The organism is Asaia sp. As-1742 (assembly GCF_011753235.1).
Taxonomy (GTDB): Bacteria; Pseudomonadota; Alphaproteobacteria; order Acetobacterales; family Acetobacteraceae; genus Asaia; species Asaia bogorensis_B.
Genome location: NZ_VWWA01000008.1, coordinates 26,213 through 43,893, shown reverse-complemented (window position 1 = coordinate 43,893; position 17,681 = coordinate 26,213). Strand labels below are relative to the sequence as shown.

Annotated in this window: 16 protein-coding genes; 6 read left to right on the top strand and 10 right to left on the bottom strand. The window is 59.8% G+C overall.

The features are described 5' to 3' along the window. Window positions 1-92: 92 nt before the first annotated feature. The 4 genes from ilvC to miaA are packed head-to-tail and all read right to left on the bottom strand — an operon-like array spanning window position 93 to window position 4,466. Window positions 93-1,112 (bottom strand): ketol-acid reductoisomerase, encoded by a 1,020-nt coding sequence (gene ilvC / locus F3J08_RS12180; protein ID WP_122048778.1) that lies wholly within the window; start codon window positions 1,110-1,112, stop codon window positions 93-95. Beyond that, window positions 1,112-1,639, bottom strand: coding sequence for an acetolactate synthase small subunit (gene ilvN / locus F3J08_RS12175; RefSeq protein ID WP_023979706.1), 528 nt, complete (start codon window positions 1,637-1,639; stop codon window positions 1,112-1,114). The genes ilvC and ilvN overlap by 1 nt, the downstream gene beginning before the upstream one ends. Then, complete coding sequence (gene ilvB / locus F3J08_RS12170) at window positions 1,639-3,435, bottom strand: biosynthetic-type acetolactate synthase large subunit (RefSeq protein WP_166930260.1); 1,797 nt, start codon at window positions 3,433-3,435, stop codon at window positions 1,639-1,641. Before ilvB ends, ilvN begins: the two co-directional genes overlap by 1 nt. 32 nt (window positions 3,436-3,467) lie before the next feature. Continuing rightward, a complete protein-coding gene (miaA, locus tag F3J08_RS12165) occupies window positions 3,468-4,466 on the bottom strand; it encodes a tRNA (adenosine(37)-N6)-dimethylallyltransferase MiaA (RefSeq protein ID WP_166930258.1) in 999 nt (332 codons plus the stop codon). Window positions 4,467-4,507: 41 nt separating this feature from the next. On the opposite strand from miaA, the gene serB reads away from it, so the two are divergent. Further along, window positions 4,508-5,398, top strand: coding sequence for a phosphoserine phosphatase SerB (gene serB / locus F3J08_RS12160; protein WP_166930256.1), 891 nt, complete (start codon window positions 4,508-4,510; stop codon window positions 5,396-5,398). A 61-nt stretch (window positions 5,399-5,459) separates the two neighbouring features. On the opposite strand, the gene F3J08_RS12155 is transcribed toward serB, so the two are convergent. Both F3J08_RS12155 and F3J08_RS12150 read right to left on the bottom strand, forming a co-directional pair. Next, entirely contained in the window at window positions 5,460-5,648 is a 189-nt protein-coding gene (locus F3J08_RS12155) for a helix-turn-helix transcriptional regulator (protein ID WP_023979703.1), read from the bottom strand. Next, window positions 5,645-6,025 (bottom strand): hypothetical protein, encoded by a 381-nt coding sequence (locus tag F3J08_RS12150; protein WP_166930254.1) that lies wholly within the window; start codon window positions 6,023-6,025, stop codon window positions 5,645-5,647. Before F3J08_RS12150 ends, F3J08_RS12155 begins: the two co-directional genes overlap by 4 nt. A gap of 325 nt (window positions 6,026-6,350) precedes the next feature. Between F3J08_RS12150 and F3J08_RS12145 the strand changes: the two genes are divergently transcribed. Further along, complete coding sequence (locus tag F3J08_RS12145) at window positions 6,351-6,845, top strand: hypothetical protein (protein WP_122038538.1); 495 nt, start codon at window positions 6,351-6,353, stop codon at window positions 6,843-6,845. An 82-nt stretch (window positions 6,846-6,927) separates the two neighbouring features. Here F3J08_RS12145 and F3J08_RS12140 read toward each other — a convergent pair whose 3' ends face one another. Continuing rightward, a complete protein-coding gene (locus F3J08_RS12140) occupies window positions 6,928-8,079 on the bottom strand; it encodes an alpha/beta fold hydrolase (RefSeq protein WP_166930252.1) in 1,152 nt (383 codons plus the stop codon). Window positions 8,080-8,768: 689 nt separating this feature from the next. Between F3J08_RS12140 and F3J08_RS12135 the strand changes: the two genes are divergently transcribed. From F3J08_RS12135 to F3J08_RS12125, 3 genes are all read left to right on the top strand, one after another. Continuing rightward, complete coding sequence (locus F3J08_RS12135) at window positions 8,769-10,265, top strand: CoA-acylating methylmalonate-semialdehyde dehydrogenase (RefSeq protein ID WP_166930250.1); 1,497 nt, start codon at window positions 8,769-8,771, stop codon at window positions 10,263-10,265. 177 nt (window positions 10,266-10,442) lie between these two features. After that, window positions 10,443-10,706 (top strand): DUF3297 family protein, encoded by a 264-nt coding sequence (locus tag F3J08_RS12130; RefSeq protein WP_122038541.1) that lies wholly within the window; start codon window positions 10,443-10,445, stop codon window positions 10,704-10,706. A 4-nt stretch (window positions 10,707-10,710) separates the two neighbouring features. After that, on the top strand, window positions 10,711-11,655 hold the full coding sequence (locus tag F3J08_RS12125; protein WP_166930248.1) for a nucleoside hydrolase: 945 nt from the start codon (window positions 10,711-10,713) through the stop codon (window positions 11,653-11,655). 101 nt (window positions 11,656-11,756) lie between these two features. Here F3J08_RS12125 and F3J08_RS12120 read toward each other — a convergent pair whose 3' ends face one another. After that, complete coding sequence (locus F3J08_RS12120; protein WP_240149324.1) at window positions 11,757-14,027, bottom strand: TonB-dependent siderophore receptor; 2,271 nt, start codon at window positions 14,025-14,027, stop codon at window positions 11,757-11,759. Window positions 14,028-14,175: 148 nt separating this feature from the next. Beyond that, a complete protein-coding gene (locus tag F3J08_RS12115; protein ID WP_166930246.1) occupies window positions 14,176-14,838 on the bottom strand; it encodes an SGNH/GDSL hydrolase family protein in 663 nt (220 codons plus the stop codon). A 431-nt stretch (window positions 14,839-15,269) separates the two neighbouring features. On the opposite strand from F3J08_RS12115, the gene F3J08_RS12110 reads away from it, so the two are divergent. Then, entirely contained in the window at window positions 15,270-16,538 is a 1,269-nt protein-coding gene (locus F3J08_RS12110; protein WP_166930244.1) for an outer membrane beta-barrel protein, read from the top strand. 82 nt (window positions 16,539-16,620) lie between these two features. Here the strand turns inward: F3J08_RS12110 and F3J08_RS12105 are convergent, their stop codons facing one another. Beyond that, window positions 16,621-17,667, bottom strand: a complete 1,047-nt coding sequence (locus F3J08_RS12105) for a low specificity L-threonine aldolase (RefSeq protein WP_166930242.1) — start codon at window positions 17,665-17,667, stop codon at window positions 16,621-16,623. Window positions 17,668-17,681 lie beyond the last annotated feature (14 nt).

Genomic DNA, 17,681 nt, shown 5'->3' with positions numbered 1-17,681 from the left:
CCTGCCAGTTCAGCCGCGGTTGAATAGTCTGGCACAAAAAAAGGGGGCCGAAGCCCCCCTTTTTCGGTTCTTTCTCCCGGTAGGAGATGACCTCAGTTCTTGGCCTTGTCGACCAGCTTGCCCTTGGCGATCCAGGGCATCATGCCGCGCAGCTTCTCACCGGTCTTTTCGATCTGGTGAGCATCGTTGCGGGCACGAATGGCCTTGAAGCCAACGCCGCCGGACTGGTTTTCCAGAATGAAGTTGCGCACGAAGGTGCCGTCCTGGATGTCGGTCAGAACGCGCTTCATCTCGGCCTTGGTTTCAGCCGTCACGATGCGCGGGCCGGTGACATATTCACCATACTCGGCCGTATTCGAGATCGAGTAGTTCATGTTGGCAATGCCGCCTTCGTAGATCAGATCCACGATCAGCTTCATTTCATGCAGGCACTCGAAATAGGCCATTTCGGGAGCGTAGCCGCCCTCGACCAGCGTTTCGAAACCGGCGCGGATCAGCTCGACCAGACCGCCGCAAAGCACGGCCTGCTCACCGAACAGATCGGTTTCGACTTCTTCCTTGAAGCTGGTCTCGATGATGCCGGCGCGGCCGCCACCATTGGCCGAAGCGTAGGACAGGGCGATCTCGAGCGCCTGGCCTGTTGCGTTCTGGGCAACAGCCACGAGCGACGGTACGCCGCCGCCCTTTTGGTACTCGGAGCGAACCGTGTGGCCGGGGCCCTTCGGTGCCACGAGGAACACGTCCAGATCGGGACGGGCTTCGATGATGCGGAAATGGATCGACAGACCGTGCGCGAAAACGAGCGCTGCGCCGTGCTTCAGGTTCTTTTCGAGCGACTCCTTGTAGAGTGCGCCCTGGCCTTCGTCAGGCGTCAGAACCATCACGACATCGGCCCAAGCCGCAGCGTCGGCAGGGGTCATGACCTTGAAGCCAGCGCCTTCGGCCTTGGCAACAGCCGACGACTCAGGACGCAGGCCGATGACCATATCGGTCACGCCGCTGTCCTTCAGGTTGTTGGCATGGGCATGGCCCTGGCTGCCGTAACCGATGATGGCAACCTTCTTGCCCTTGATCAGGCCCAGATCACAGTCACGATCATAATAGACGCGCATCAGAAAGACTCCTCGATGGATTGAAAGACTTCGGTACCACGGCCTATAGCGGCGATTCCGGTCCGGGACACTTCCGCAAGACCAAGCGGTTGCATCAATTCGACGAAAGCGTCGATCTTCTCGGCGCTTCCCGTCAGTTCAAAAACAAAAGACCCTGCCGTCGTATCGACAGCATGAGCGCGAAATGCCTGGGCAATACGCATGCCTTCGGTACGCATCTCGCCCTTGCTGACAACCTTGATCAACGCCAGCTCACGGGCCACGTGCGGCCCGCTCTCGGTCAGGTCACGCACACCATGCACCGGGATCAGGCGCGCAAGCTGCGCCTTGATCTGGGCAATCACCATTTCGGTGCCCGAGGTCACGATGGTGATACGCGAGAGGTTGCGCGTGGCATCGATGGCAGAAACGGTCAGGCTTTCGATGTTGTAGCCTCGCCCGGAGAACAGACCGACGACGCGGGCCAGGGCGCCGCTCTCGTTTTCGATCAGAACCGCAATGACGGCTCTCTGGATATCCTGTGCCATCAGACCAGCATCATGCCTTCTTGAGTAATCCGGGCCGCATTGGCTTCCTGATCGGGGCCAAGCAGCATCTCGTTATGCGGGGCGCCCGAGGGGATCATCGGGAAGCAGTTTTCGTCCTGCGCCACACAGATATCCGCCACCACCGGGCCGTCATGGCGCAGCATCTCGTCAATCACGCCATCCAGCTCGCCCACGCAGGTGGCGCGCAGCCCCTTGCCGTGGAAAGCTTCGGCCAGACGGATGAAGTCGGGCAGCGCCTCGCTATAGGATTGCGAATAGCGCGAGCCATGCAGCAATTCCTGCCACTGGCGCACCATGCCCATATAGCGGTTATTCAGGATGAACAGCTTCACCGGCAAGCGATACTGCGCCATGGTGCCCAGTTCCTGAATATTCATGAGCGTCGAGGCCTCACCGGCAATATCGATCACCAGCGCATCGGGATGCGCTACCTGCGCACCCACAGCGGCAGGCAGGCCATAACCCATCGTGCCAAGGCCGCCAGAGGTCAGCCAGCGATTAGGCTTGTCGAACTGGAAATGCTGCGCCGCCCACATCTGATGCTGGCCGACTTCCGTGCTCACGAATGTATCGCGCCCAAGCGTCTGCGTGGCTTCATAAAGGCGGCGAATGGCATATTGCGGGCGGATGATGGCGCTCGGAGCCTGATCCTGAACGAAACCGAAGGAGTCCAGCGCGCGCCAGCCCTCGATCTGCGCCCACCAGGGGCTCAGATCCTGCCCTTCGCCATCCCAGGCCGCCAGCAGCGCCTCGATGGTGCGTCCGACATCGCCAACCAGCGGCACATCCACGCGAATGATCTTGTTGATCTGCGAGGGATCGATATCGGCATGGACCTTGAACGAATTGGGCGAGAACGCATCGACGCGCCCCGTCACACGGTCATCGAAGCGCGAGCCGAGCGCGATCAGCAGGTCGCAGCCATGTGTGGCCAGATTGGCCTCGTAGCTGCCGTGCATACCCAGCATGCCCAGAAACTGACGGTCGGTCGTCGGGAAGGCGCCCAGACCCATCAATGTGGACGTGACCGGGAAATTGGTGCGACGGGCAAGCTCGCGCAGACCTTCCGACGCCTTGGGGCCCGCATTGATCACACCGCCACCCGTATAAAGAAGCGGACGCTTGGCGCGCTTCATGGCAGCGATGGTCTGGCGGATTGCTTCGCCGTCAGCATCGATATTGGGACGATAGGGGCGATGCAGACGGCCCTCGCCCGGGGCCGGCAGAGGCGCATTGCCGACCGAGATATCCTTGGGCAGGTCAATCAGCACCGGGCCGGGGCGGCCACCAGCTGCCACCTCGAACGCTTCACGCACGATCGGCGCCAGGTCCTGACCACGACGCACCAGATAATTGTGTTTGGTGGCCGGACGCGTGATGCCGGTCGTATCGGCCTCCTGAAACGCGTCATTGCCGATCAATGCTGTGGGCACCTGGCCGCACAGGCAGATCAGCGGGATGGAATCCATCAGCGCATCGACCAGACCCGTCACGGCATTGGTGGCACCAGGGCCGCTGGTGACCAGCACAACGCCGACCTTGCCGGTCGAGCGCGCATAGGCCTCTGCCGCATGAACGGCGGCCTGCTCATGGCGCACCAGAACGTGGCGGATATGATCCTGCTTGAACAGCGCATCATAGATGGGCAGCACCGCGCCGCCGGGATAGCCGAAAATGACCTCGACGCCCTGCTCCACAAGCACGCGCAGGAGCACCTCGGCACCATTGAGCGGCGCTGTCGAAGTTTTTCCGGTCTGCTGTGTTGACGCGTTCATGTGAGCGCACCCCTTTCGTTGAGCGGGCGGGTTTATGACGGGATTGAGGATTCGTCAATGGTCGATTGTATGAAAGTTGCTATTTTTTCGAATTCTCTTTCCGAAAATTGCGTACTCTCGTCATATCTTTGCAAGGAAATCATGCAATCCTGCTCTGCGCCCAGCGCATGGTGATTGAACCACGTAGCCTGACGTCGCGTGTACTGCCCCGTGGCGATCACTGCACGGGATATCGCTTCCTCCAGCCCCAGGGTTCCGGCAAGAACGGCGCTCAGCTCCGGCACACCATGCGCCCTCATGGCGGGCAAAGCGGGCGAAAGCCCCCGTGCCACAAGGCGTTGCACTTCCTCCATTGCACCCCGTTCCATCATGCGTGAGAACCGTTCCGCAATCGCCGCACGCAGCGCCTCACGGGGCGGATGAAGCCTTACGGAGACAAAGCGAAACGGGGCCGGCTGCAGGCCGGGCTGATTGCGCCAGTACGAGAGCCCATGCCCTGTGCCACGCAACACCTCGAGCGCACGGGCCACACGCTGCCCATCGCCTGGCCGCAGCGTCTGGGCTGTAGCAGGATCATCCTTCATCAGCAGGGCATGAGCGGCCTCGCTTCCCTCTTGCTCCACAAGGGTGCGCGCCCAGTTGCGTGCGGCATCGCCGGGTTCGGGCACCTCGACCAGACCATCGAGCAAGGCCCGCAGATACATGCCTGTGCCGCCACACAGGATTGGCAGCCGGTCCTGCGCCCGTGCCGCCTGCATTTCCGCCAGTGCGGCCTCGCGCCACCACGCCACACTGCCCGGTCGCGCCGCATCCAGCACGCCGTAGAGACGATGCGGCGCACGCGCTTCATCCTGTGCATCGGGGCGAGCGGTCAGCACATGAAGATCCGTATAGACCTGCATGGAATCGGCATTGATGACGGTGCCTCCGAAGCGCTCCGCCAGCCCAAGCGCCAGCGCCGACTTGCCGGAACAGGTCGGTCCCGCCACAATAAGGGCCACCGGGGCCAGGGCAATCGACGCGTCAGCCATTCTGTCTTGCTGTCCCAAGCGTTTCTACCAGATGGGCCAAGATGACCTTACCTTACGTTCTCGTTCTCGTTGCCGACCCTGCACAGGGCACCCTGTCCAAAGATGCCATCGACATTGCGCGGAACATGGTCAAGGGCAAGAACCCCATCGTGCTTTCGCCGGGCGAAGCCGTCGAAATCCCCTGCCCTACCCCGGCACCGGGCGCACCAACCATCGCGACCATCCGCGCAACTCTGGCCCGTCATAAGGTGGATGCCCTGCTGGTCAAGACACGCGGCCGTCGCAAGGCTGTGCTCGTGGCTGATATGGACAGCACCATCCTCGACGGTGAAACCCTTGATGAGGTCGCAGCCCTGCTGGGCGTGGGTGACGCCGTCGCCCAGCTCACCCTCGACACCATGAACGGCAAACTGGATTTCGAGGAGTCCCTGCGGACACGTGTCGCACTTCTGGAAGGCAAATCTGCCTCCTGCCTCGAAGAGGTCTGGCAAAATTCAAGGCTCAATACGGGTGCCCGTACGCTTGTGCAGACCATGCACGCCCATAACGCCCGCACGGCGCTCGTCTCGGGTGGCTTCACCTATTTCACCAGCCGCGTGGCAGAGGCCTGTGGCTTTGACGAGCATTACGGCAATGAATTCGACATCGTGGATGGCGTGTTTACAGGCAAGCTCGCTGCCCCCGTGCTGGGGCCGAACAGCAAGGAAGAGCATCTGACCCGCCTCCTTGAAGAGCGCGGCGTGAAGGCTTCGGCAGCCCTGACAACAGGCGATGGCACCAACGACCTGCCCATGCTCGCCGTCGCCGGTCTGGGCATCGCCTATAAGGGCAAGCCAAAAGTGCGCCAGATGATCGACATGCAGGTCAATCACTCAACCCTGCGTGCCCATCTGTTCGCTCAGGGTTATCCGGCGAGTGTTTTCGTGGAGTAAGGATTCATAGGGCGCTGCCCCATCCCCCGGAAAGGGGCTCGCCCCTTTCATCCCCATCTGCCTATGGGGTGAAAATCGCTTCGATGCTCAGATCGAAGATTTTCGCGATGGCGAACGCCAGAGGCAGGCTCGGGTCGTAACGCTCGTTCTCAATCGCATTAATGGTCTGCCGCGAGACGCCCAGCGCCTCGGCCAGCGCATTCTGACTGAGGCCCTGAGCCAGGCGCAGATCGCGCATGCGGTTTTTCACCGGTATCTCCGGCATGCAACGATCATGCCTGCGAGCCACAGAAGCGCCATAAGCGGCCAGATGGCGAAGGCGCGAATGTGGGGCGCGCCCGCATTCTCCGCAAACCCCCATCCTATGGTGATGAGGGCCGTGCCAAGAAAAGCCGTCGCTATGGCGTCGAACTGAACGCGACGCTGAAGTTCATCCATGCGCCGCAGTGCTCGCATGATAACCCATGCCACGGCCACGGCTCCGAGCATGGGCGCCATGCTCAGAGCGAAAAGAAGCGTCCCTGTAGGGTGAAGCTGATGCTCCAACACACCTGATGTGAAGAGCAGAAAGAGATACAGCAACAATGCCGCGCCGAGCTCGATCCCGTACTGTCTGGGCCTGAACATGCGTTTCTCCATGTAAAGTACACTTTCCATATTCCTCGTTTTGGAGTGGAAAGCAAGCTTTACATCATGACGAGCGATTAAGGTGCGTGCCCGGTAACGACCTATGAAGCGTAGAAAGAAAGACTCAGTTATCCTTAACCTTGGTGACTGCAGAAATGCGGCGTTGAAACCGAAGCAAGTACTCGCGAAGCGAATGGCTTGCGACCGCTGTTTCTTGTTTTTAAGACCACCCAGATACAAATTTGTAGTAAAATAAAATCAGATATCTCGACTATTTTGACGTGTTTTTTTTGCCTTTTATCGAGAGAACAAACATATCTCCAAAATGCACGAAAATAATACCCCTCTTGCTTCGAGAATCCTCCTGATTATTTCAGGACTTTCTCTTGCGACAGCAGCGATCGCCCATGCGATTACACTCTATCTCGGTCCATCCGCCTATGGAGTCATCGGCGCTGGCCCGGATATGGCGCGTAAGGCATCGCAAGGCGATTGGTACCCGGCAGCAATCCTCGGTACGATCGGTTTCGTTTTGCTTATTGGTGCTTATTCCGCGTTCGCAGGAGCACGCTGGCTTTGGCGACCGCCTTTGCCAGCACTACGCCTTGCCCTCTTCACGGTCACGGCGCTGCTTTTGGGTCGCGGTGCCATCGGCGTTTTTCTGCTGGGCTTGCTGTGGCTCAATGGCGTCCAGATGGAAACTCTCTATATCGCCGGGCTGGGCGGAAGCCTTGCCTTCTGGATAGGGAGTTCCATCCTGTGCCTTCTGGTTGGATCAATACAGCTGGCCGCAACGTCGCTCTCACGCGACCTCTATTGAGCGCAGTGCCGTATTGCAGTGGGGGTTTTCAGAGCGCAACGCCCCCTCGACAGGTTCAGGGCAGAGCCCTGAACCCTGTGTCTCACTGACAATCGGATGAAATCGCATCGCCTTGCAGGCTGCGATCGGCAAAAGCCTGTGCTTCACTCTCGGCCGCGTTCAGGAGCGGTGAATGTTCCACACGATAGTGATGCACGCTCACAACCGTTCCGGCAGAGCATAGCGCCTGCTTCAGCTTCTCCTGCTGGGCGGGGGGCACCTGCGTATCACTGGTGGCAATCCCCAGCATGACGGGTGAAGACAGCTTGAGCGAAGGATAACGCGCCCATTGCAGTGCCGGAGCCAGCGCATTTTCGGCATCTGGCTGGAAAGTGTTGTCAGGCGTCAGACCTGCATGTTCGACCGCCCCGAAGAAATCGCCACGGCAGAGTTCGCTGGCCTTGCGGTACAGCGGCAGGGCACGGGGCTTGAAGGCGCTGGATGGGTCGAAAGAGGGATCCGCAGCCCCGAGCGACGCCCCAAGCAGCAGGCCATAAACCACGCCCGGGGCAAAGCGACGGGCCCCGTGAGCCTGGGTCAGGATATGGCCTGAATCGCCATCGAAATACGGTGCGCCAAGCGCGATCGTACCCTTGATCTGCAGGCTCGGTGCATAGGATTTTGCCAGAGCCGAGGCTGCGAGCACAGCCTGCGCACCCTGATCATGCCCCAGCAAGACGACATGGCCGCTCAGCGCAGAGAAGCGGCGACGGGCTGCCCGAACCGAGTCCAGCACAGCCATGCCTTCTGATTTGGCATTCAGGTAAAGCGCTGCCCCCGGCTCGCCCAGACCCGGATAATCGGTGGCGACAACGGCATAGCCCCGGCGCAGCCAGCTTCCGTAAAAGCTTGCCTGCGGGCCGCCAATCCCCATGATGGAGGGCGCACAGGTAAGGCCGATTCCACTCGTGCCGTGAGCCCAGGCCACGACAGGCCAGCCACCTGCGGGCGGTGTGCCGCGCGGGACCATGACCTCAGCCGAAACCGCCACCAGATGCGTCGGGTTATGCGCATCGGTGCTGCGATAGGCCATGCGATAAGCCGTGCCAGGGATAGGCGCGTTTTTCTGCTCCATCTTGATGGCCTGCCCGGCAGCGACGGGAGCATAGCGCGATTCGGCATCCTCATCGGCATCCATCGCACAGGCGGTCAGGGTCAGGGCGGAAACAGCCATCATGGCAAGGACAGAACGCATCAGACCTCTTCGATCTAGGGGTAACGAGGGGTGGAAAGTCTCAGGAGTGTCGCGCGGGGGCAAGCCCTGTCAGCCAAGCAAACCAAAAACACCCCCGCATGCGATAGCATCATCCGGGGCAGGGTCAGTGAACCGCATAGGACAAACGCAGTGCTCACAGGCCGGTTCGGCACCCCGGGACGTTCCCATGATGGGGAATCAGGGCGACTTCATGGTCGCTCCTGCTTGTTCGGTGCAACCAGAGGCGGTCGATGCCCGATGAGCGGACGGAGATTTGACAGGCGCGACCCAGGCGCGGTCCGGCAGCAGGTGTTCCGAAAGTGAGCCGCAAAGCTGATCCGAGCCCACGTCGCTTCCTGACCATTGAGGCGCAGTGTCATCCCGCAGACCCCCGAGACGGGCGAAACAGCAGCAGGCCCATCTATCGGGACGGTAGAGGGGTCCTTGCCGCCGCAATGCCCCTGCCATGCCTCTGGCTACCACTCACCGGAACGTGACCCTGATCATCAGAAAATAGAATTATTTTTCTTTTCCAACGATAAAAAGAGAATATTAATTTCCATACAGGTCAGGAGAGCGGCCTCACGCGGGAGTTGAAATTCGCGTGGCTGGGCCGATGCTATAAGGCGGATGAGGGGTGCGGGTCCATAAGGGCGCGTCACAAGGCCGCAAGGAAGAGGAAGACGTTCATGAGCAGTCTGATTCAGCATTACATCAACGGGTCCCGTACCGAGGGTCACGGCACCCAGCGCGGAGAGGTCTTCAACCCTGCCACAGGCAAGGTGACGGCGCAGCTCGCTCTGGGTGACACGCGCGACGTCGATGATGCCGTTGCTACCGCCAGGGGCGCCTTTCCCGCATGGTCACAAACCACCCCTCTGGCCCGTGCCCGTGTGCTGTTCCGCTTTCGTGATCTGATCGAGAAGCACGCGCGCGATCTGGCGGCGGTCATCACTTCGGAGCATGGCAAGGTCCTGTCAGACGCGCTGGGCGAAGTGACGCGCGGCATGGAAGTGGTGGAATTCGCCACCGGCGCCCCTGAACTGCTCAAGGGTGAGTTTACCGAGCAGGTGGGACGCGGCATCGATGCCTGGTCAATGCGCCAGCCACTCGGGGTCGTGGCAGGAATCACGCCCTTCAATTTTCCGGTCATGGTGCCGCTCTGGATGGCACCTATGGCGCTCGCCTGCGGTAACTGCTTCATTCTCAAACCTTCCGAGCGCGACCCTTCCGCGTCGCTCGTTCTGGCTGATCTGCTGAAAGAGGCCGGTCTGCCTGATGGCGTGTTCCAGGTGGTGCATGGTGACAAGACCGTCGTGGATGCCCTGCTCAAGCACCCGGATGTGCAGGCGATCAGCTTTGTGGGCTCCACCCCCATCGCCCGCTACATCCACGAGACCGGCGTAGCCCACGGCAAGCGCGTTCAGGCTCTGGGCGGTGCCAAGAACCATGCCGTCATCATGCCCGATTGCGACCTCGACAAGACCGTCGATGCCCTGATGGGTGCGGCCTATGGCTCGGCAGGCGAACGCTGCATGGCCATTTCAGTGGCCGTGGCCGTTGGCCCTGTGGCCGATGCGCTGGTCGACAAGCTGATCCCCAAGGTCAAGGCGCTGAAAATCGGCAATGGCACGGATGACGCGACCGAAATGGGCCCGCTGGTCACCAGAGTCCATCGCGACAAGGTGGCCTCTTACGTCACGCTCGGGGCCGAGGAAGGTGCCAGGCTGCTGGTCGATGGCCGCGATTTCAAATCGACGCAGAACCCGGATGGCTTCTTCCTTGGCGGGTCGCTGTTCGATCATGTGACACCGGAGATGCGCCTCTATCGCGAGGAGATCTTTGGCCCCGTTCTGGCTGTCGTGCGCGTGCCCGATTTCGAGACCGCGCTGAAGCTGGTCAATGACCACGAATTCGGCAATGGCACCGCCATCTTCACCCGTGATGGCGATAGCGCCCGTGCCTTCACCCATCGCGTGCAGGCTGGCATGGTCGGCGTGAACGTACCCATCCCGGTACCCATGGCGTTCCATTCCTTCGGCGGCTGGAAGGCATCGCTGTTTGGCGATCACCACATGCATGGCGCCGAGGGTGTGCGCTTCTTCACCAAGTACAAGGCTGTCACCTCGCGCTGGCCGACAGGCATCCGTCAGGGTGCAGATTTCGTCATGCCCACGCTTGGCTGAGCCGAACGCCTGAAAACAGCCTGAGGCAACAAACCCTCAGGCCCTAAAACAGCCGCAAACGGGCGCGAGGGTGCACACCCCCGCGCCCGTTTTGTGTTCCGGCGCTTTGCGCGAGCCGGAACTCGGGCTATGTCCCATGACAAGAACTGGAACACGCGCCAAACCGGAGGAATTCCCATGAGCGACACCATGCCAGACCGTCTGAGCGCCACACCGGGCAGCCCGTTCTATGACGAGGCCCTGCTCGAAAAGGGAATCGGCATCCGCTTCAATGGCGAAGAACGCACCAATGTGCAGGAATACTGCATCAGCGAAGGCTGGGTGCGTCTGGCTGTCGGCAAGACGCTCGACCGCAAGGGCAACCCGATGACCATCAAGGTTTCCGGCACGGTGGAAGCCTGGATCAAGGGCCCCGAAGCCGAGGAAACCGGCAAGGAGTAAACCCATGACGCCCACACGGATCATTATCGATACCGACCCCGGACAGGACGACGCCGTTGCCATACTTCTGGCGCTGGCCTCGCCGGAGGACATTACGGTCGAGGCGATCCTGACAGTGGGCGGCAATAGCGGCATTGCCAACACCACACGCAATGCCGCCGCCATTCTCGAACTGGCTGGCCGCGCCGATATTCCGCTGCATAGCGGATGCGACCTGCCCATGAAGCGCCCTCCCGTCCGGGCCGATCATGTGCATGGCGAGAGCGGGCTGGATGGCGCAGACCTGCCTGTACCGACAAAACAGGCTGACTCACCCCATGCGGTGGATTTCCTGATCGAAACGCTGCGTCGTGAGCCGGAAGGCAGCCTGACCATCGTGACACTGGGCCCAATGACCAATCTGGCAACAGCGTTGCAGAAGGCTCCCGATATCGCACCGCGTATCAACCGCGTTGTGTCCATGCTGGGCGCCTGTTTTGAAGGGGGGAACATCACCCCCAATGCCGAATTCAATGCCTATGTCGACCCGGAAGCCGCAGCCATTGTTCTGGGTTCTGGTGTGCCGGTAGTCATGCTGCCGCTCGATATCACTCATCAGGTGCTGACGACCCCTTCACGACTTGGGCGCATCCGCGCCATCGGCAACGAGGCCGGGCGCTGTGTGGGCGGTATGCTCGGCTTTTCAGAGCGCTTCGATCTCGAAAAATACGGCTGGCCCGGCGCGCCGTTGCATGACCCCTGCACGATCATGTGGCTGCTGCGCCCCGATCTGTTCCAGGGTCGTCTGGTCAATGTCGAGGTCGAGACACAAAGTGCGCTCTCATCCGGTCAGACCGTTGTCGATTACTGGAGCGTGACGGGACGCCCTGCCAATGCGCTCTATATGCGCGATGTGGATTCAGACGGATTTTATCAGGTGCTGACGGAACGCCTGTCGCGTCTGCCCTGAACAGACGACACCCTGTCCATCAGAAAACCCCGGACCGCAAAAGCGCTCCGGGGTTTTTTATGGGAACAACCAGGCCGTCTAACGGCCCGGCATTGCGCTTTTCACCAGGCAAAACCGATCGTGCCCTGCGCATTGCGGCGCTCGCCGTAATAGCAGAACTCCTGCCCGTAAGACGCATAGGCCAGGCAGTTGGTCACATAGTTCTTGTCGAACAGGTTGCGCACGCTGGCACCGACTGTCCAACCCTTAAGCGATTTCGAGACGTTCGCCAGATCGTAACGCAAGGAGGCATCGAACAGCGCATATTGCGGTACCTTCACGCTGCCATAGCTGGCTTCACCGCCATAGGCCGAGGCGGAATAGCGCATACCTGCACCAAGACCGAGTGATTTGAAGCGGCCCTTGGGAATGGTGTAGAATCCAAACAGCGACGCATTTCCACGGCCAGACTGAATAAGCGGCTTGCCGGTGGAGTCATCATGCACGCGCTGCACGCTGACGGCAGCTTCGACCATCAGATTGTGCCAGTTGTCGATATGGGCTTCGAATTCGAACCCGTCTGAATGCACCAGCCCCTGCTGTGTATTATAAATCGAGTTCGGCAGGGAAACGAGCACATTGGTCTGCTCGATATGAAAGCCTGCGGCCGTCAACAGGATGGGCGTACCGGGCAGCTGATATTTCAGACCGCCCTCAAGCTGCTTGCCAATGGATGGATCGGCCTGATGCGTCGCGCCACTGGTCTCCTGCACCACGCCAGTCTGGGGCTGGAACGAGGTGGCGTAGCTGATATAGGGCGCAAGGCCGAACTTGAAGTGATAGAGACCGCCTGCACGCCACGTAATCTGGCTTGGAGTCTGCTTGGAATTCGACGCCGAATAATACTCGATCTGACGTGAGCGAAACCAGTCATTACGGATGCTCCCCGTCAGCACCAGACCGCCCCAATGAATTTCATCCTGACCGTAAACGCCGATCTGGTGTGAGTTCACCTTGTAGCGCGCATAGGTTTCGAGCGGGTCGATGCCCATATCGTAATTCGGGGCGAAGACATTCAGATCCGGGGCCGCACTCTGCCCCGCCGTTTCATTGGCCCATTGTTGCTGATAGTCGAACCCCGCCATGATCATATGCGTGAGCGGCCCCGTGCGCAGCTTGCCATGCACATTGCTGTCAAATGCCAGATTGCGTGTGTGCTCGGTGGTGCCGAACCCATAGCGCGGCAGCATGCTGTCGCTGTCCCAGTATCCCGCATTATAGACGCTGCGATATTGCGTCTTGATGTCGTCATAACGACCGCGCGTCGAGAAATTCCAGTCGCTGTTGAAGCGGTGATTATAGATGTACGTAATGCCCCCATGCTTGCGGTTGAATTTCTCGAAGCGTGCATCGCCATCATAGAAATTGCGGGGCAGATAGCCGCCAAAAGGTGCAGGCTTGAGCGAGCCTTGCAGCGGTACACCGCCATAGGTGCCGGCCTCCGGATCGTACTGGTAGTTGCCCAGCAGGGTAAAGGTGTCCGGCCCGTTACCGCCAAAGGTGACCGAAGGGCTGATCGAGAAACGGCGACTGCCGGTGCGTGACAGCTGGGTGTGCTGACCATTGACCGTGCCGTACAGGCGATAGCGAATGGACCCATCCTTGCTAGCAAAACCGCCCATATCGGCGTCGACACGATACAGATCGAACATGCCGCCCGTGGCGTTGACCGAACCGTAAGAGGCGCGGTCGGTTGGCAGTTTGCTGGACAGGGCGACGAGACCACCGGGGCTGGACTGACCGTAAAGCGCCGAGGCCGGACCTTTCAGGATCTCCAGACGCTCAAGACGCGACGTGTCGATCTGCGCGATCGCATAGCCGGTCGGGCTGTCCTGCAAGCGCAGCCCGTCGAGAAATTCGGGAATGGTGAAACCACGCAGCTGGAACAGGTCATAACGCGTACCGACACCACCACGCAGATCGGGCGTGATGCCTGCTGCATAGCGGACGGCCTGATTGAGCGTCAGCACGCCACGGATATCCATTTCATTTCGGGTGACCACCGTTACGGATTGAGCCGTCTCGATGAGCGGTGTGCTCGATTTGGTTGCTGATGAGGCGATGGTTGCGCCTTTCTGACCACGCACCACAAGCTCCTCAGCCTTCGGGTGAGAGGCAGCCGGGGCCGCATGGGCAGACGACGTCACATGCGAACCCGCGGGGCCTGAAACTGCCGCGTTCTGAACCACCCCGGACGAGGCACTACGCGCCCTGACCGTTCCAGCCCCGCTTTTGCTGGAGGATTGCTGTGTCTGTGCATGGGCGCTGCCAGTCATCAGCGCCATGAGGGAAACACACATTGCCAGACCCGAGCGGGTAAATTCAGCGCGCATAAAATGTCCTGCCGTAAGAAAACGGCAAAGAGATAGCGATATTGCGAGTCATTCGCAAAGCAAGTTTAGGGAAAGTTAATATTAGCTACCCACTATGTGGCTTAAATATCACCCTCGCGTGATCGAGCCTATGTCTGCCGGCAGGGTCCTAATCGCCTCGCAGGATGTCCTTCACCTTTGCGGCCAGCGCTTCGCCAAGCGTGCGGTTATTGTCAGGCGTAAAGTGAACGCCATCGCTGCCATCGGTGGTGATATACTGGGCGGCGTCGAGGAACGCGGCCCCCCTTGCCCCCGCAAGCGCCTCATACTGGGTGGCGAGCGCCGCGATTTTAGGTACAGCCCCGTCAAATTGCGCCCTGAGCCAGGGACCGGGTATGTCACCCGGCAAGGGCGGTGCGACTACAAGCAGTGCGGGCGCCTTGTAGCCGGTGCCGACACCCCCCGTACTGGCAGCCACCTGCCCGACCAGCCTGGCCATACCCTGCGCGATATCATGGGGGGTTCGCCTGTAGGCGTTCTTGGCGTCGTTCGTACCAAGCATGATGATGACAAGATCGAGCGGCATATGACTGGCCAAAGCTGCCGGCAGATAGGCCGAACCGTCCAGGCGTGGATCGTTGGCGTCGAGTGCCGTCGTGGTCCGGGCGCTCAGCCCCTCCTCAATCACATGAAATCCGTCGCCGAGAGCCTTCGCCATGACACCGGTCCAGCGCTCATCACGCTCATATCGCGTGGTAGGCGTTCCTTCCGGCACTGGCTTCCATCCCCAGGTCAGTGAATCGCCAAAGCAGAGTATATGTCTGATGGTCATGTCATGCCTCCAATCCGCTCGTTCAGGCATCGTCCACCATGCGCGTCGCTTCCGGATTTTGCAAAAACGGCCTTGACCCATCATCAGGAAGGGGAGTCAGCGATCGGGATCGAACCGGGACACGGGCATAAAAGCCACATGAGTTCCCTGATATCGTTTCGATAACAATTTGATAAAAATCAGCGCAGTGGTACCGGCTAGCCTCGACCCAGGGGCAACACCGGATTTTCGGTCAGTGCTAGCCGCGTAAAGATAATTTGAGGTCCAATCCCTCTACAATAAAGAGAAAGTTCCCAGATCCATAAACGTACTGTCATCCGAAAAGCACAGTGTCGAACTAATTATGTTGCCTTCTTGATACAATTATCAAAGCAAAATAAATTCTTTTTGCTGACTGAATTGCCCCCAGGGGCTTCTGATAGGGATGGGTTATGGACCTGATTCGCCATATAACGAGCCGTTTCTGTAAAACCATTTCTGCAGGCGCCCTGATTTCAGGCACACTAACCGCCCTCCCCGGCACAGCCCTTGCCGATATTCCTCTGTTCAAGACGGCTACCAACCCGTGGCTACAGGGAGTCAATCTGTCCGGCCTGATCGAGGGCGGCATCATGGCAAACCCGGCCCGACCGGATAACGGCATCAATTTCGGTAACTTTCTTGGTGACCATGCCAATCAGGCCCAGCTGAACCAGATCAGCCTCACCCTGTCCAAGGCTATCGATCCGACGAAATCCGAATATCAGATCGGCTTCATGCTTGAAGCGCTCTATGGATCGGATGCGCGCTACTATCACCTGCTTGGCCTGTCGAACAAAATGACAAGCGACCGCTACCAGCTCCTTCCGGCGCAGGCCCATATCGATGTGCACGCCCCGATCTTCTCAAAGGGTGGCATCGACATGCAGGCCGGCATTCTGCCGGCCCCCATGGGCGTCGAAGTTCTGGATCCGACACTGCGTCCTTTTTACTCGCTGGCCTATACGTCTCAGTATTCCGTACCCTTCGAACATCTCGGGGCCCTGTTTCACTGGCATGTCACCCCGATGCTCGATTTCAATTTTGGTGTTGATACAGGCAATCAGACCACGTGGGGCCGCAACGACAACAACAATGCGGCTGCCGGCTATTTCGGGTTCAATCTCATTGGCCTGGCTCATGGGAAACTGAACATCAACGAATTGTCGCGCGTCGGCCCGGAAAATGCCGTTGCGGTGCTTGGCCCCCGTGCCAATACGGCGCAGCGCTGGTGGAACGACATCGCCGCCTTCTATACGGTCAATGACAAGCTCAGCCTTACCGGAGAATTCAATTTCCTGCACGATGACGGTCTGCGTGCCGAAACCTGGAGCGTCGTCACCTTCGCTGCCTACAAGATCACACCGAGCCTGACCTTCAACTACCGCGGTGAACTCTATCGCGATAACAGCGGTCTGTTCGTCGTCAACTTCCTGACCAATCAGGCCTATATGAACGCCTTTCTAGGTGGCTACGCGCCCGCCGAGACGGCCCCTGCCACCACTTATGGTGCCCTGACACTCGGCGTGACCTACCGTCCTGACCTCGGGCACGGCATACGCGTCTTTGCCCTGCGCCCCGAGATCCGCTTTGATCGCTCGCTCAACGGCACGTCTCCGTTCAACGATGGTCGCAACACCGGCATGTTCACCTTTGGTGGCGATGCGATGATCGGTTTCTGACACCGCATAACGAAACGCACAGAAAAAGGGGCGTCCGGCATGGCCGAGCGCCCCTTTTTTTATGCTCGGTTAAAAAACCGGATCAGAGCGCTTCGAGAAAGTAGTCAACATCCCGCGCTTCGGTCGCCCAGCAGGTCACGAGGCGTATCAGTACCCCGTCGATTCCGGGCGGCGTTGTCCAGCGATAGAACACGAAACCCTGAGCCTCCAGCGCGGCCACACTCCGTTCGGGCAACACGACAAACACCTCGTTGCTCTGCACCTCGAAAGGCAGGGACGCCGCAGGATGGCGGCGCAAACCATGAGCGAGGCGCTGGGCCATGGTATTGGCGTGAAGGGCATGGCGCAGCCAAAGATCATTTTCCACCAGCGCCGCAAGCTGTGCGCTCAGATAACGCTGCTTCGACCAGAGATGCCCGCCACGTTTGATACGCCGGGCAAAATTTCTCGCCAGATCTTCCCTGAAGATCAGCACGGCCTCTGACGCCATGCCGCCATTCTTTGTGCCGCCGAAGCTCACCATGTCGAACCCGGCCTTCCAGGTCATATCGGCAGGTGTGCAATTGAGTGCGGCAATGGCATTGCCCAGACGGGCGCCGTCCAGATGCGTGGCAAGATCGGACTCTCTGGCGCGTGACGTCAGGGCTGCAAGGTGATCGAGAGAATAGACCGTGCCCCATTCCGTGCTCTGTGTCAGCGAAAGCGTCTGGATCGGGCTGGTATGGACCCCGCCCCCGGCATTGGTCACCAAGGCCCGGTCAAGGGCGGCTGGATCCATGCGCCCGTCAGGCGAAGGCAGGGGCATCAGCCTTGCCCCATGCATGAAGAACTCTGGCGCCCCGCCCTCATCATTGGCAATATGGGCGCTCTGGTCGCAGATCACGGCACCAAAAGGCGCGGTGGACGCGGACAGCGCAAGGCTGTTGGCGGCCGTACCCGTGGCCACGGGAAAGACCCAGACCGGATGATCGAAAGCCTCGCGCATGAGCGTCGTCAGTCTTTCGGTCTCGGAATCCTCTCCATAAGACGGCGCTGCCCCCTCATTGACGCGTATGAGAGCATTCATCACCTCGGGGCAGACTGGCGCGATGTTGTCACTTGCGAAGTTCTTGCGTATTGCCTCGGTCACGTCCGTTCCTCACT

Bases quoted from the DNA above. Each gene is read 5' to 3' on its own strand.
- F3J08_RS12130 (WP_122038541.1), top strand. From the start codon at position 10,443: ATGAGCGACACCATGCCAGACCGTCTGAGCGCCACACCGGGCAGCCCG.
- F3J08_RS12145 (WP_122038538.1), top strand. From the start codon at position 6,351: ATGCACGAAAATAATACCCCTCTTGCTTCGAGAATCCTCCTGATTATT.
- ilvC (WP_122048778.1), bottom strand. From the start codon at position 1,112: ATGCGCGTCTATTATGATCGTGACTGTGATCTGGGCCTGATCAAGGGC.
- F3J08_RS12150 (WP_166930254.1), bottom strand. From the start codon at position 6,025: ATGTTCAGGCCCAGACAGTACGGGATCGAGCTCGGCGCGGCATTGTTG.
- serB (WP_166930256.1), top strand. From the start codon at position 4,508: ATGACCTTACCTTACGTTCTCGTTCTCGTTGCCGACCCTGCACAGGGC.
- ilvB (WP_166930260.1), bottom strand. From the start codon at position 3,435: ATGAACGCGTCAACACAGCAGACCGGAAAAACTTCGACAGCGCCGCTC.
- F3J08_RS12135 (WP_166930250.1), top strand. From the start codon at position 8,769: ATGAGCAGTCTGATTCAGCATTACATCAACGGGTCCCGTACCGAGGGT.
- F3J08_RS12125 (WP_166930248.1), top strand. From the start codon at position 10,711: ATGACGCCCACACGGATCATTATCGATACCGACCCCGGACAGGACGAC.
- miaA (WP_166930258.1), bottom strand. From the start codon at position 4,466: ATGGCTGACGCGTCGATTGCCCTGGCCCCGGTGGCCCTTATTGTGGCG.
- ilvN (WP_023979706.1), bottom strand. From the start codon at position 1,639: ATGGCACAGGATATCCAGAGAGCCGTCATTGCGGTTCTGATCGAAAAC.
- F3J08_RS12110 (WP_166930244.1), top strand. From the start codon at position 15,270: ATGGACCTGATTCGCCATATAACGAGCCGTTTCTGTAAAACCATTTCT.
- F3J08_RS12115 (WP_166930246.1), bottom strand. From the start codon at position 14,838: ATGACCATCAGACATATACTCTGCTTTGGCGATTCACTGACCTGGGGA.
- F3J08_RS12140 (WP_166930252.1), bottom strand. From the start codon at position 8,079: ATGCGTTCTGTCCTTGCCATGATGGCTGTTTCCGCCCTGACCCTGACC.
- F3J08_RS12120 (WP_240149324.1), bottom strand. From the start codon at position 14,027: ATGCGCGCTGAATTTACCCGCTCGGGTCTGGCAATGTGTGTTTCCCTC.